Below are 14,292 nucleotides of genomic sequence, written 5' to 3'. Positions count from 1 at the left end.
CATTCATCATGACCTATCAAAACCCACCAACCACACCACGCAAGTCAGCAACGTTCGACGAATATACGATGTCGGAAATCCGCCGTGCTGCGGCCACCGGCATCTATGATATTCGCGGTAGCGGCGCGAAACGCAAAGTTCCCCATTTCGACGACCTGCTTTTTCTTGGGGCGTCGATTTCGCGTTACCCGCTCGAAGGCTATCGCGAGAAATGCGAAACGACTGTTGTGCTTGGTGCACGCAATGCGAAAAAGCCGATCACGCTGAAAATCCCGATCACCGTTGCCGGCATGAGCTTCGGCTCGCTGTCGGGTCCGGCCAAGGAAGCGCTTGGGCGCGGCGCGACGCTCTCCGGGACGTCGACCACAACGGGCGACGGTGGCATGACCGAGGAAGAGCGCGGTCATTCAGAAACGCTTGTGTACCAGTATTTGCCCTCACGCTATGGCATGAATCCGCGCGATTTGCGCCGTGCCGATGCGATCGAGATCGTTGTCGGTCAAGGCGCGAAACCGGGCGGCGGCGGCATGTTGCTTGGCCAGAAGATTTCCGACCGCGTCGCTGAGATGCGCACGCTTCCAAAGGGCATCGACCAGCGCTCCGCCTGCCGGCACCCAGACTGGACCGGTCCGGACGATCTCGAGATCAAGATTCTCGAAATTCGCGAGATAACCGATTGGGAAAAGCCGATCTATGTGAAGGTCGGTGGCGCCAGACCCTATTACGATACCGCGCTTGCAGTGAAGGCCGGTGCCGACGTTGTCGTTCTCGATGGTATGCAGGGCGGCACGGCAGCAACGCAGGAAGTGTTCATCGAACATGTCGGTCAGCCGACACTTGCTTGTATCCGGCCCGCCGTTCAGGCGCTTCAGGACCTCGGCATGCACCGCAAGGTGCAGCTGATCGTTTCCGGTGGCATTCGCAATGGCGCGGACGTGGCAAAAGCCATGGCGCTTGGTGCGGATGCGGTCTCAATCGGCACAGCGGCGCTTGTTGCGCTGGGTGATAACGATCCGCGTTGGGAGGCCGAGTATCAAAAGCTTGGCACGACAGCAGGTGCCTATGACGACTGGCACGAAGGGAAAGACCCTGCCGGTATCACCACTCAGGATCCCGAATTGATGAAACGTGTCGATCCGGTCGCTGCCGGTCGGCGGCTCGCGAACTACTTGAAGGTCATGACGCTGGAAGCGCAAACCATCGCCCGTGCATGCGGCAAGAACCACATGCACAACCTTGAGCCCGAAGACCTTTGCGCGCTGACGCTTGAGGCTGCGGCGATGGCCGGGGTTCCCTTGGCTGGCACGAGCTGGGTACCTGGCAAGAACAATTTCTAATCAAATAAGATCTGGGAGGAGGATGCCATGGGGTCGGCTTTCGAAAGCAAATTGGAGCCTACGGTGATAAACGATCTGACGGAGTTCGCTAAAGCGAAAGGTATCAAATACTTCATGATTACCTTCACGGACCTGTTTGGCGGTCAGCGCGCCAAACTTGTTCCCGCGCAGGCGATTTCAGATATGCAAAAAGACGGAGCCGGCTTTGCCGGCTTTGCCACTTGGTTGGACCTGACGCCTGCCCACCCCGACATGCTGGCAGTTCCAGATGCATCTTCCGTCATTCAGTTGCCTTGGAAAAAAGACGTTGCCTGGCTTGCATCCGACTGTGTCATGGACGGAAAAGGCGTCGATCAGGCACCGCGCAACACCCTCAAGCGCCTGGTGGCGGACGCTGCGGAATTGGGCATAAGGGTAAAGACCGGTGTGGAACCGGAGTTTTTCCTGACCACACCGAATGGCGAGAAAATATCGGACGAATACGATACCGCGGCGAAATCCTGCTACGACCAGCAGGCGGTGATGCGCCGTTACGATGTGATCGCAGAAATCTGCGATGGCATGCTGGATTTGGGGTGGTCACCTTACCAGAACGACCATGAGGATGCGAACGGCCAGTTTGAGATGAACTGGGAGTATGATGACGTCCTGAAAACCGCAGACAAACACTCCTTCTTCAAATTTATGGTCAAGTCGATTGCTGAAAAGCACGGCTTACGCGCGACATTCATGCCAAAACCGTTCCTTGGCCTGACCGGCAATGGCTGCCACGCACATATCTCTGTGTGGGATCTTGCCGGTAAGACAAATGCTTTTGCCGACAAGAATATGGAATTGGGACTTTCCCATCAGGGCAGGCATTTCCTCGGCGGCATCATGAAGCACGCTTCGGCTCTTGCCGCGATCTGCAACCCAACCGTCAATTCCTACAAGCGTATCAATGCACCTCGCACAGTTTCCGGCGCGACCTGGGCACCAAACACGGTGACCTGGACCGGCAATAATCGCACGCATATGGTGCGTGTTCCCGGACCTGGTCGCTTTGAACTGCGCTTGCCAGATGGAGCGGCCAATCCATATCTCATGCAGGCGGTAATCCTTGCTGCGGGCCTTTCGGGACTTCGCACCAAAGCCGATCCCGGCGAGCGTTCAGACATCGACATGTATAAGGACGGCCACACCGTCAAGAGCGGTCCGAAACTACCACTCAATCTCCTCGACGCATTGCGTCAATATGACGAAGACAGCGAACTGAAGGCGGCGATGGGTGAAGAGTTTTCGAGCGCATATATCAAGCTGAAGCAGCAGGAGTGGAACTCCTATGCCTCTCACCTCACGCAATGGGAACGTGACCACACGCTGGATGTCTAGGAACCAGTACGGATAGTTCTCAACCACTGCGGCCCATCGTTTTGGGCAGGGCAGTTGACGAATGGTTTTTGAGGTCGCTCCAATGCATTGGCGGCGGAAATTAACGCGATGAATTACTCCATCTTCTCACTTGCGCGCGCAGCCCTCTCGGGCCACAAAAACTGGGCGCGAACCTGGCGTGATCCTGCACCGAAAAAACACTATGATGTGGTGATTATCGGCGGCGGTGGTCACGGGCTGGCCACAGCGTATTTCCTTGCCCATGAATATGGCATCAGGAACGTCGCTGTATTGGAAAAAGGCTGGATAGGCTCGGGCAACGCTGGCCGAAACACCACGATCATCAGATCCAACTACATGCTGCCTGGTAATACCGGCTTCTATGAGCTTTCAATGAAGCTTTGGGAGCGCATGGAACAAGATCTGAATTACAATACGATGGTCAGCCAGCGCGGTATCATCAACCTTTACCATTCTGATGCACAACGTGATGCTTTTGCGCGTCGCGGCAATGTCATGCGCATCAATGGTATTGATGCCGAATTGCTTGACGGCGAACAGATACGTAAAGTCTTGCCATTCCTCAATTACAACAATGCCCGTTTCCCCATTCAGGGTGGTCTTTCGCAACCGCGCGCCGGCACGGCACGCCACGATGCCGTCGTATGGGGTTATGCCCATGCAGCCGACAAATACGGCGTTGACGTTATTCAAAACTGCGAAGTGACAGGCTTTGTTCGGGATGCGAATGGCAAGATCACCGGCGTCGAGACGTCGCGTGGCGAAATCGGTGCCGGCAAAGTCGGTATGGCTGTAGCTGGTAGTTCGTCGAAAGTGGCGGCGATGGCGGGAATGCGCCTGCCGATTGAAAGTCATGTCCTGCAAGCCTTCGTCACGGAGGCCATCAAGCCGCTCATTCCCGGTGTTGTCACCTTTGGTGCAGGCCATTTCTATGTCAGCCAGTCCGACAAGGGCGGCCTGGTATTTGGCGGCGATCTCGATGGATACAACTCCTACGCACAACGCGGCAATATGCCGACCATGGAAGACGTCTGCGAAGGCGGTATGGCGCTGATGCCGATGATTGGTCGTGTCAGGCTGCTGCGCCAGTGGGGCGGTATCATGGACATGTCGATGGATGGCTCGCCGATCATTGATCGCTCGCCCGTCGATGGGCTCTATATCAATGCGGGTTGGTGCTATGGCGGCTTCAAGGCGACGCCGGCGGCGGGACTGACATTTGCGCATTTGCTGGCGCGCGACGAGCCGCATGAAGAGGCGAAGCGTTTCCGCCTCGACCGCTTCCAGCGGGGCGCGATGATCGACGAAAAGGGGCAGGGGCCTCAACCGAACCTTCATTGAAGACAACAACGGGACTGTGGGTAAATGCGCATAGCTTGTCCATATTGTGGAACGCGCGAGATTGGGGAGTTCACCTATCTCGGTGATGCCAAACCCAGGCGTCCGGCCTTGGTGGCGCGCGATGCCGAAGGCGATGAAACCGCCGAGCAACAGGCGCTGTTCGACTATGTCTATCTGCGTGACAACGTAGCTGGAACGATGAACGAGCACTGGTATCACGGCGGCGGCTGTCGTTCCTGGCTGACCGTCACCCGTAGCACCACGACGCATGAGATCACCGCGGTTGAAGCCGCGCCCGGCGCTGGCGCAAATTCAGCACCAAAATCCAAAACCTCAGGCAAGAGATCATGACAGGCCAGTCAACGCCTTCCCATGCCGCCCACAGGCCGGCAACCGGAAGCTCCCAATCCAATCGTCTCGACAAAGGCGGCCTGATTGATCGCGCCGCATCGATGAGTTTTACTTTCGACGGCAAGCCAATGACCGGCTTTGCCGGAGATACGCTGGCTTCCGCGCTGGTGGCCAACGGGGTGAAACTCGTAGCCCGCTCGTTCAAATACCACCGTCCACGCGGTATCATGACTGCGGGATCGGAAGAGCCGAATGCATTGGTTGAATTGCGGCAAGGTGCGCGCCGCGAGGCCAATACGAAGGCGACCACCACTGAGCTTTATGATGGGCTCGACGCCCAAAGCCAAAACTGTTGGCCGTCGCTACGCAACGACGTGATGTCGATCAACCAATTGCTGTCACCGATTTTCGTCGCCGGCTTCTACTACAAGACATTCATGTGGCCCGCGAAATTCTGGGAGGCTGTGTATGAGCCTGCCATTCGTCGCGCCGCAGGTATGGGCAGGCCAAGCGGACTTGCCGATCCCGATCACTACGACAAGGCTTGGGCTCATTGCGACGTTCTGATTGTCGGGAGCGGTCCGACTGGTCTTTCGGCGGCACTTGCGGCTGGACGTGCGGGAGCACGCGTCATTCTCGTTGAAGAAGACAGCCGGGTTGGTGGCCGATTGTTGTCGGAACCTGACGAGATCGATGGCATGGCGTCGCTCGAATGGACAGCAGCTGTGCTTGCCGAACTCACATCGTTACCTAATGTCCGCATCATGACGCGAACGGCCGTGTTCGGCGTTTATGATGGTGGCACTTATGGCGCGCTTGAGCGTGTCAACGACCATGTCGCGGTTCCCGATCCACATCAGGTTCGTCAAAGATTGTGGCGTATCGTTGCCAAACGGTGCGTGGTGGCGGCAGGTGCGATCGAACGCCCGATCGTGTTTTCCGGAAACGATCGTCCTGGCGTCATGATGGCGTCGGCGGTTCGCACATATATCGAGCGGTTCGCAGCATTGCCGGGCAAGCGCATTGCACTGTTCACCAACAATAGTGACGGCTGGAAGACCTTGGATTCAGCTATTCGTGCAGGCGTTTCGGTGTCCGCTGTCATTGATTCGCGGCCGAATATTCCAGATGAATTGCGCGCCAAAGCGGAGCAGTCTGGCACTCGGGTGTTCAATGGTGTTGTGCACGACATCAAGGGCGGCGTTTCGGGTGTCAGCAAGGTCAGTATCGCTCAGGCCAACGGTGGTTCGGCTGAAATTGATGCCGATACGCTGGCCATGTCCGGCGGATGGAACCCATCGGTTGGTCTATCGTCCCATCATCGTGGGAGACCAAGCTGGCGCGAAGACATTGCAGCCTTTGTAGCTGGTGAATGCCCTCTGGGAATGACGGTGATTGGCGCAGCCAATGGCGAGTTCGCACTCGATGCCTGCTTGCGTGACGGGCATGCCGCCGGTGTAGCTGCATCTTCCGAAAGCGGGCACAAGGCCAAGGTGGCCAAGGCACCGACTGCCAGCAGTGAAACATTTTCGATCACGCCACTTTGGCATGTTGAAGGCAAGCACAAGGCATTCGTTGACTTCCAGCATGATGTGACAGCATCCGATGTCGCACTTGCCCAGCGTGAAGGCTTTGAATCGGTCGAGCATCTGAAGCGCTATACGACGCTTGGCATGGCGACGGACCAGGGCAAGAATTCCAACGTCACGGGTCTCGCTATCATGGCCGAAGTCAGCGGCCGCTCGATTCCGCAGACGGGCACCACTATCTACCGGCCTCCACAGGTGCCGGTGGCGATTGGGGCGCTTGCTGGCCATCATCGCGACGAAAGTTTTCATTCGACCCGTTTGACGCCTTCACACCATTGGGCAGCCGAACAAGGGGCGGTCTTTGTTGATGTCGGCCTTTGGAAACGGGCGCAATGGTATCCGCACGCGGGCGAGAATGATTGGCTGACCTCCGTTGATCGGGAAATTCTTACCGTGCGCAATGGTGTTGGTTTTTGCGACGTTTCCACATTGGGCAAGATCGAGGTGATGGGGCCGGACGCGGGTGTTCTCCTTGATCGCGTCTATATCAACCTCTTTTCCACACTCGCAATTGGCAAGGCGCGCTATGGTCTGATGCTGCGTGAAGACGGCATCGCCATGGATGACGGCACCACGTCGAGGTTTGCCGAGGATCATTACTTCATGACCACGACCACGGCCAAGGCCGGGCCGGTCATGCAATATCTTGAATACTGTCGGCAAGTGCTCTGGCCGGAACTCGACGTGCAACTGACGTCGGCGACGGACCAATGGGCCCAGTTCTCGATCGCGGGGCCGAAGACGCGCGATCTGTTGCGCGAGATTGTCGATCCGGCGGAAGACCTTTCCAATGAAGGCTTCCCGTTCATGGGCGTGCGCGAGGTGAAATTGCGCGGCGGCATCATGGCGCGGCTGTTCCGAATTTCCTTCTCCGGCGAAATGGCCTTCGAAATTGCCGTTCCGGCACGCTATGGCCGATCACTGGCTCAAAATCTGATGCTTGCAGGCAAGCAGTTTGGCATTGCGCCTTACGGGACAGAGGCACTCGGCGCCATGCGGATCGAGAAAGGTCATGTTGCCGGGCCTGAACTCAATGGCACGACGACCGCGGGCGATCTTGGTCTTGGCAAGATGGCATCGAAGAAGAAGGATTTTGTCGGGCGTATTCTGGCAAACCGCGAAAGCCTTGCCGATCCCGACCGTCAGGTTGTCGTCGGGATCAAGCCGCTCGACAAGGCACGGCGTTTGCGCTCGGGCGCGCATATCATTCCGAAAGGTGCCCTGCCGGGTCCTGCTACGGATCAGGGCTATGTCACCTCGGTTTGCCACTCACCCATGCTTGGTCAGTGGGTTGGGCTTGGAATTGTCGAACGCGGACGCGATCGCATTGGTGAGGTTGCCCGCGCGCACGATCCATTACGCGATGAAGACTACGATGTCGAAATCTGCAATCCCGTCTTCTACGATCCCGAAGGAGGACGCCAGCGTGCCTGAGTTTACCTGGACCGCAATTTCACCACTGCAGCACGCCGCAAACGCTCGTCGTTACGGCGCGGCAGCACAAGAGCCCGGCGTCATCCTGTCGGAAATTTACGGCTTCAACCTTGTCTTGGTATTGGCCAGACGAGGCCAATGGTCAGTGACATCCAAAGCCGCCAAGACCCTCTTCGGCGTAGCAGCCCCAGCACCTGCGCAAGTTGTATCAGGCAAGGCCGCAACGCTGATCTGGTCTGGAGCAGATCAATTCTATGCACTATTCCCACGCGCCGCAAACAAGCAGCCGCAGGATGGTTTGGACAAAGCATTTGCGGGCAAAGCGTCTTTGTCCGATCAGTCGGATGGGCGCGCATTCATTCGCATTTCTGGTGCCAAGGCACGCGCGATGCTGGCCAAATTGTCATCGCTGGACCTCGATGACAAGATCTTCCCGGTCGGCGCGGCTGCTGCGAGTTCCATCGATCACACAGGCGTCAGTATATGGCGCGAAGCCAATTCCAAAGACGGATCGCCAGTATTCAATGTTTTGGTCACCACCAGCTTCGCGGACAGTATCTGGCACGCCATACTCGACTCTTCAGCCGAATATGGTGTTGAAGTAACCGGATCACATGATCTGAATTGAATGCAGATAAGATTAGGTGCGGGGCCTATTTAGGCTTTGCGCCTGACGTTTCGCATCGCTTCGGCATAAGCCAGCATTTACAATTTCATCCAGTTAACAGCTGTCGGAAACGCCGTGCCGCGCATAGTGGCGTTTGGCATTTCGCGCGATTGTTGTCGATATGCCAGCGATGGTCAGGATGTGATTAGCCGCATACAAGAAGGGCGGGTGTTTTGGCACCCGCCCTTTTGTTCGAGATGATTGTGCCTTGATGCCTGTCGTCCAAAAGTGTGCAGCGAGCGGTTTTGGGCGACAGGCTTTTACGGGGCCGGTCGTTTAGCTCAAACCTTCGATGTCGCCGTCGGCGTTGAGACGGATGTTCTCCGACGATGGCCTGGAGGGCAGGCCCGGCATGGTCATGATCTCACCGCAGATGGCGACGATGAAGCCCGCACCCGCTGCCAGGCGCACTTCGCGCACCGCAACCGTGTGCCCGCTCGGCGCACCGCGCAGGTTCGGGTCCGTCGAGAACGAATATTGCGTCTTGGCCATGCACACCGGCAGATTGCCATAACCTGCCTGCTCCCATGTATGAAGCTGGTCGCGAACGCTCTTGTCGGCAATCGCCTCCGAACCGCGATAGACGCGCTGCACGATGGTGTTGATCTTGTCGAACAGCTTCATGTCGTCGGGATAAAGCGGTGCAAACTGCGAAGCGCCCGATTCCGCAAGCGACACCACCTTGTGGGCAAGTTCCTCGATACCGGCCGAGCCATGCGCCCAGTGCTTGCACAGGATCGCCTCCTCGCCCATCTCCGCGACATAGTCCTTCAGCGCCTTGATCTCGGCGTCCGTGTCGGAGTGGAAATGGTTGATGGCAACCACTGCCGGGACGCCGAACTGGCGCACATTCTCGATATGACGACCAAGGTTCGGGCAGCCCTTGCGCACGGCTTCCACATCTTCGGTGCCAAGGTTCTCCTTCTTGACGCCGCCATTCATCTTCATGGCGCGAACGGTTGCCACGATGACGGTTGCGGCAGGCTTCAGGCCTGCCTTGCGGCACTTGATGTTGAAGAACTTCTCCGCTCCCAGATCAGCGCCGAAGCCGGCCTCGGTCACCACATAGTCGGCCAGCTTGAGCGCCGTTGTCGTTGCCATCACCGAGTTGCAACCATGCGCGATGTTGGCAAACGGGCCGCCATGCACAAAGGCCGGGTTGTTCTCCAGCGTCTGCACGAGATTGGGCTGGATGGCATCCTTGAGCAGCACCGCCATGGCACCCGGTGCCTTGATGTCGCGGGCAAAGACCGGTGTCTTGTCGCGGCGATAGGCGACGATGATGTCGCCAAGGCGCTTTTCGAGGTCCTGAAGATTGCGCGAAAGACAAAGGATCGCCATCACTTCGGAGGCGACGGTGATGTCAAAGCCGGCCTCGCGCGGATAGCCATTGGCAACGCCGCCCAGCGAGCAGTTGATCTGCCGAAGCGCCCGGTCGTTCATGTCCATGACCCGGCGCCAGGTGACGCGGCGCGTGTCGATGCCGAGGTCGTTGCCCCAGTAGATGTGATTGTCGATCAGCGCCGACAGCAGATTGTGGGCCGAGGTGATGGCATGGAAGTCGCCGGTGAAGTGCAGGTTCATGTCGTCCATCGGCACCACCTGGGCATAGCCGCCACCGGCCGCGCCACCCTTCATGCCGAAGTTTGGCCCCAGCGAGGCTTCGCGGATGCAGATCATTGCCTTCTTGCCGATGCGATTGAGGCCATCGCCAAGGCCAACCGTCGTCGTCGTCTTGCCTTCGCCCGCAGGCGTCGGGTTGATCGCCGTGACAAGGATCAGCTTGCCGTCCTTGTTGCCTTGCACCGAGTTGATGAACTTGGCCGATACCTTCGCCTTGTCGTGGCCGTAGGGAAGCAGATGCTCCGTCGCAATGCCAATCTTGGACCCAACTTCCTGGATCAACTGCTTCTTCGCAGCACGCGCTATCTCAATGTCAGACTTTACTTCGGCCATCAGGCGTTCCTTTCGATTCGAAGTAGGGTGACCGGGAAATCCCGGTGCCTGCATCGCTGCAAGCGGCTTTCTGGTTGGGTAGGAATGTTCATGATGCGTCTCGCTGTTTGCGCAACATCCCTTTGTTCGTTACTGCGAAGATGTCTGGCGCGCGGCGGCGCGTTTAGCAGAAGCAAGCGTGTTGGCCATGAGAAGGGCAATCGTCATTGGTCCGACCCCGCCTGGCACAGGTGTGATCGCTCCAGCCTGCGGTTCGGCCTCCGTAAAAGCCACATCGCCGACCAATCTGGTTTTTCCTTCGCCACTACCGGGGACGCGGTTGATGCCGACATCAACGACCGTGGCGCCAGGCTTGACCCAGTCGCCCTTGATCATCTCCGGTCGCCCGACCGCCGCCACCAGAATGTCGGCTGTGCGGCAAAGTGCCGGAAGGTCTTTCGTCCGGCTATGGGCAATCGTGACAGTCGCGTTGGCATTGAGAAGAAGGTTGGCCATCGGCTTGCCGACGATATTCGATCGTCCGACCACGACCGCATTAAGACCTGAAAGGTCGCGGCCCAGCGCCCGCTCGATCAGCAGCATGGAACCAGCCGGCGTGCAGGGTACGAACGCGGTTTCCAACTCACCAGTTCCAAGTTTTCCGACATTGATGAAGTGGAAGCCGTCGACATCTTTTTCCGGCGAGATCGCCTGAATGACACGGCCGGCATCAATATGTTTGGGCAATGGCAATTGAACAAGGATGCCGTGAATGGAATCGTCAGCGTTCAGGTCTTCGATCAAGCCAAGAAGGCTTTCTTCCGAGGTATCTTCACTTAGCGCGTGGCTGACCGAGTGAAAGCCACATGCCTCGGCTCTTTTGCCTTTTGAGGAAACATAAACCTGACTTGCCGGATCTTCGCCGACAATCACGACTGCAATGCCGGGTACAACACCAGTTGCCGCTTTCAGATCCGCGGTCGCTGACTTGACGCCCTCGACAACATCCGCTGCTGCTGCCTTGCCGTCAATAATCTTGGTCATGTGTTCCCCCACGGTGCTGGTCTTTCAGCGCGCCAGTCAATTGGCTGGTATCCACTGACAGAACCGTTGATTATGAGCAGATGGCACCGGCTCTTTTCAAATCGGTAGCAATGGGTGCACTGAGAGTCAACCAAGAAGCAATAAATTTTCATCAAAAGAAAATATCAGGCATCTCCGCCCAGTCTATACGCCAAGTGAAAACCGAACGCCATGGCTGCAAGCGGGTCAACTAATTGCAGAAAGCGACAAGTACCGATCCGTGATCCAACAGTCACCAAACGTCCAGTCGAGCTGCTACCCGGCTGGCAGACGATTTTACCCGTTCGGGCGTTTCTGATTTACGAAAAAAGATGACACTGACATTCAATCGTGCATTATATGAAAATAAAATTCACGACAGGAATATAATGAATAAGGTAGACCTCTGACCGAGCGATCCCGAACAATGACACTAACCCATCAGCGAGAGCACATCTCAAATGAACAACGAGGCATCGCTGCCTTGGATGAAAGTAGGCCAATAACGTTTCGCGAGGATGCGCGAAGCCTTTTGTTCCATTTGCTCTTATCGGTGGTCCAGGAACGCGAGCCCGATATTGCAGCCGTACTCGACGGGCAAATTGGCCTGGATAGGCTGGACAAGGAGCGCCGCATCGCGGCTTTGCAAGCCTCCGGAATATGGTTCCAACTGCTTGCCATAGCCAATGAATTGACCGCAATGCGCTCGCGTCGCGAACTTGAACAGGCTGGCGGTTCGGACCAGGTTATCGGCTCATTTTCCAACGTGGTCGGTCAGATCGCTGCTGCCGGCTATTCCGCGGAAGTTGTGCAAGGTGTTCTGGACGGCCTTAACGTCGGTCCCACAATGACCGCCCATCCCACTGAATCCAAACGGGTCACGGTTCTTGAAATTCACCGGCGTATCTATCGAAAGCTGACGGAACTCGAACAGCAGCGATGGGCACCGCGCGAGCGCGAACTGTTGGTTCGCGACCTCAAGAGCGAGATTGAAATTCTCTGGATGACTGGCGAGTTGCGGCTTGAGCGGCCATCGGTGGAACGCGAAATCGCCTGGGGCCTGCATTTCTTCCGCGAAGTGATTTTTGAGGCAACGCCTCAACTCTATGAAACGCTCGAAACGGCGTTGAGGCGCCATTATCCTCAATACGATCTGAAAGCACCGTCGTTCATGCAATACGGCTCGTGGATCGGCGGCGACCGCGACGGCAATCCCCACGTAACGGCGAAAATGTCGGCATTTGCGCTCTCTGAATGCCGCGCGACTGCGCTCGACCTTTATCGCAGACAGGTTCGCAGGCTGGTTACGGTGTTGAGCATCAGTTCAAACGAAGTGGATCTACCTGAGGATTTTGAATCGCGCCTTGCTGCCATACTTGAGCAAAGTGGCGAGGCAAAAGCCATCATTGCGCGCAATTGCGATGAACCACTTCGACAATTCGCTGCTGCCATGTTGTGCCGGTTGGACGCAGTTCGAGGCAATGGAGTAGCCCAACCCTACCCAGGTGAGGAGGCTTTTCGAAAAGATCTGATCGCGATTTCGAGGGTGCTTGAGCAGATTGGTGGGACATTGATTGCCAAGCGCTTCGTCAAGCCACTGTTGCGTCAGGTCGAGAGCTTTGGCTTTCGTACCGTATCGCTCGATATTCGCCAGAATTCGACGGTCGTGAATAGGGTTCTGGCTGAATTGTTCGCTGTAGAAGCGCCAGCACAAACAAAATCTCCACAGCCAGGAACACCACAATGGTCTGCTCGTATCCGCGACGGTCTCCAGGCAAGTGAGCCAATAGAGATCAGGCGCGCACAGCTTTCCCCAGAGGCTTGTGAACTTCTCGATCTGTTCGAGGTCATGCGTGAAGCCGTGTTCTCAACCGCAAATATGCAGATCGGTGCGTTCGTCCTTTCCATGACGCAGTCGCCTGAGGATATTTTGGCCGTTTACCTGCTTGCCAGATATTGCGGTCTCACGACCGCGCTCGACGGAAGCGGCGCGATCAGGCTTAAAGTTGTCCCGCTGTTTGAAACGATTGCGGATTTGCGGGCAGCCCCCGAGATCATGGACCAGCTTTTGGGGACGTCGATTGTGCGCCGGTCGGTGCGCGACTACGGCAACCGCCAGGAAATCATGCTCGGCTACTCGGATTCCAATAAGGACGGTGGTTTTCTGGCGTCAAATTGGGAATTGAGCAAAGCGCAAAAGCGTCTCACCAAGATCGGGTTGAAGCATAGAATCAAGATCAGCTTCTTTCACGGACGCGGTGGTTCGGTCAGCCGTGGCGGCGCGCCGACGGGCAGGGCGATTGCTGCGCAGCCGGCGGAAACCGTGTGCGGAGCCATGCGCGTGACAGAACAGGGCGAGGTCGTGTCGTCGAAGTTCGCCAATCGCGGCACAGGTCTTTACCAGCTCGAAATTCTCGCAGCCAGCGTTCTCGCACACAGCGTCAAATCGGCCAATGAAGCCGAGTTGAAAGACGTTCCCGAGTTCGAGGAGGCGCTTGAGGCCCTGACCGGCATGTCGCAGGCCTCTTACGCCAGCCTTATCAATGAGCCGGGTTTCATCGAGTATTTCAATCAGGCCAGCCCCGTCGAGGAACTCGCTCTTCTAAAGATCGGTTCGCGCCCGGCTCGCCGCTTCGGTGCCAGCACTATTGCCGACCTTCGTGCCATCCCATGGGTTTTCGCATGGAGCCAGAACCGGCATTTGCTGACGGGATGGTATGGCATTGGCAGCGCGCTGAACTCCTTCATAAGTGTGCGCGGCGATCATGGCCTGGACATGTTACGGCAGATGTTCGACCGCTCACGCTTTTTCCATCTTGTCGTCGATGAGATCGATAAGACGCTTTATCAGGCTGACATGGAAATCGGACGTCTCTACGCGGGGCTCGTCAATGATCGAGAAACAGGTGAGCGCATTCACCGCAAGATTGCGAGTGAATATGAACTGACCCGCAAGATGATTGGCGAGGTGACCGGCGGTGTTGACCTTTCATCTCGGTTTCCGGCTTTCAAACGCCATTTCGATCACGTCAGGCCTCAAATGGACGATATTCATCGTCTCCAGGTCCAACTGCTTCACGAAGTTCGCAATCAGGAAACTGAAACCGCCAGTTCGAAGCGGGCGATTAACGCTCTTCTTCTCTCGATCAACTGCATATCCACAGGTCTTGGCTGGACCGGATAG

9 protein-coding genes are annotated in these 14,292 nt (G+C 56.9%); 7 read left to right on the top strand and 2 right to left on the bottom strand.

The window, feature by feature from the left end; translation table 11 throughout:
• The first annotated feature begins 8 nt into the window (after positions 1 to 8).
• The 6 genes from AC0L7S_RS00300 to AC0L7S_RS00275 all read left to right on the top strand — a co-directional run bounded on the left by AC0L7S_RS00300 (position 9) and on the right by AC0L7S_RS00275 (position 8,072).
• Positions 9 to 1,337: an FMN-binding glutamate synthase family protein gene (locus tag AC0L7S_RS00300; RefSeq protein ID WP_473472567.1), complete on the top strand. Its 1,329-nt coding sequence runs from the start codon at positions 9 to 11 to the stop codon at positions 1,335 to 1,337.
• Between the two features lie 27 nt (positions 1,338 to 1,364).
• Positions 1,365 to 2,708 (top strand): type III glutamate--ammonia ligase, encoded by a 1,344-nt coding sequence (glnT, locus tag AC0L7S_RS00295; protein WP_473472566.1) that lies wholly within the window; start codon positions 1,365 to 1,367, stop codon positions 2,706 to 2,708.
• 108 nt (positions 2,709 to 2,816) lie between these two features.
• A complete protein-coding gene (locus tag AC0L7S_RS00290; protein ID WP_473472565.1) occupies positions 2,817 to 4,070 on the top strand; it encodes a sarcosine oxidase subunit beta family protein in 1,254 nt (417 codons plus the stop codon).
• A 24-nt stretch (positions 4,071 to 4,094) separates the two neighbouring features.
• Complete coding sequence (locus AC0L7S_RS00285; RefSeq protein ID WP_473472564.1) at positions 4,095 to 4,421, top strand: sarcosine oxidase subunit delta; 327 nt, start codon at positions 4,095 to 4,097, stop codon at positions 4,419 to 4,421.
• Positions 4,418 to 7,444: a sarcosine oxidase subunit alpha family protein gene (locus AC0L7S_RS00280; RefSeq protein WP_473472563.1), complete on the top strand. Its 3,027-nt coding sequence runs from the start codon at positions 4,418 to 4,420 to the stop codon at positions 7,442 to 7,444. Before AC0L7S_RS00285 ends, AC0L7S_RS00280 begins: the two co-directional genes overlap by 4 nt.
• A complete protein-coding gene (locus tag AC0L7S_RS00275) occupies positions 7,437 to 8,072 on the top strand; it encodes a sarcosine oxidase subunit gamma (RefSeq protein WP_473472562.1) in 636 nt (211 codons plus the stop codon). Before AC0L7S_RS00280 ends, AC0L7S_RS00275 begins: the two co-directional genes overlap by 8 nt.
• Positions 8,073 to 8,387: 315 nt before the next feature.
• On the opposite strand, the gene AC0L7S_RS00270 is transcribed toward AC0L7S_RS00275, so the two are convergent.
• Both AC0L7S_RS00270 and folD read right to left on the bottom strand, forming a co-directional pair.
• A complete protein-coding gene (locus AC0L7S_RS00270; RefSeq protein ID WP_473471284.1) occupies positions 8,388 to 10,067 on the bottom strand; it encodes a formate--tetrahydrofolate ligase in 1,680 nt (559 codons plus the stop codon).
• A 129-nt stretch (positions 10,068 to 10,196) separates the two neighbouring features.
• Positions 10,197 to 11,090: a bifunctional methylenetetrahydrofolate dehydrogenase/methenyltetrahydrofolate cyclohydrolase FolD gene (gene folD, locus AC0L7S_RS00265; protein WP_473472561.1), complete on the bottom strand. Its 894-nt coding sequence runs from the start codon at positions 11,088 to 11,090 to the stop codon at positions 10,197 to 10,199.
• Positions 11,091 to 11,640: 550 nt separating this feature from the next.
• Between folD and AC0L7S_RS00260 the strand changes: the two genes are divergently transcribed.
• Complete coding sequence (locus AC0L7S_RS00260; RefSeq protein ID WP_473472560.1) at positions 11,641 to 14,292, top strand: phosphoenolpyruvate carboxylase; 2,652 nt, start codon at positions 11,641 to 11,643, stop codon at positions 14,290 to 14,292.

This window comes from Mesorhizobium sp. G2-6-1 (assembly GCF_055809095.1).
This window is presented reverse-complemented; position numbering and strand designations above follow the sequence as displayed.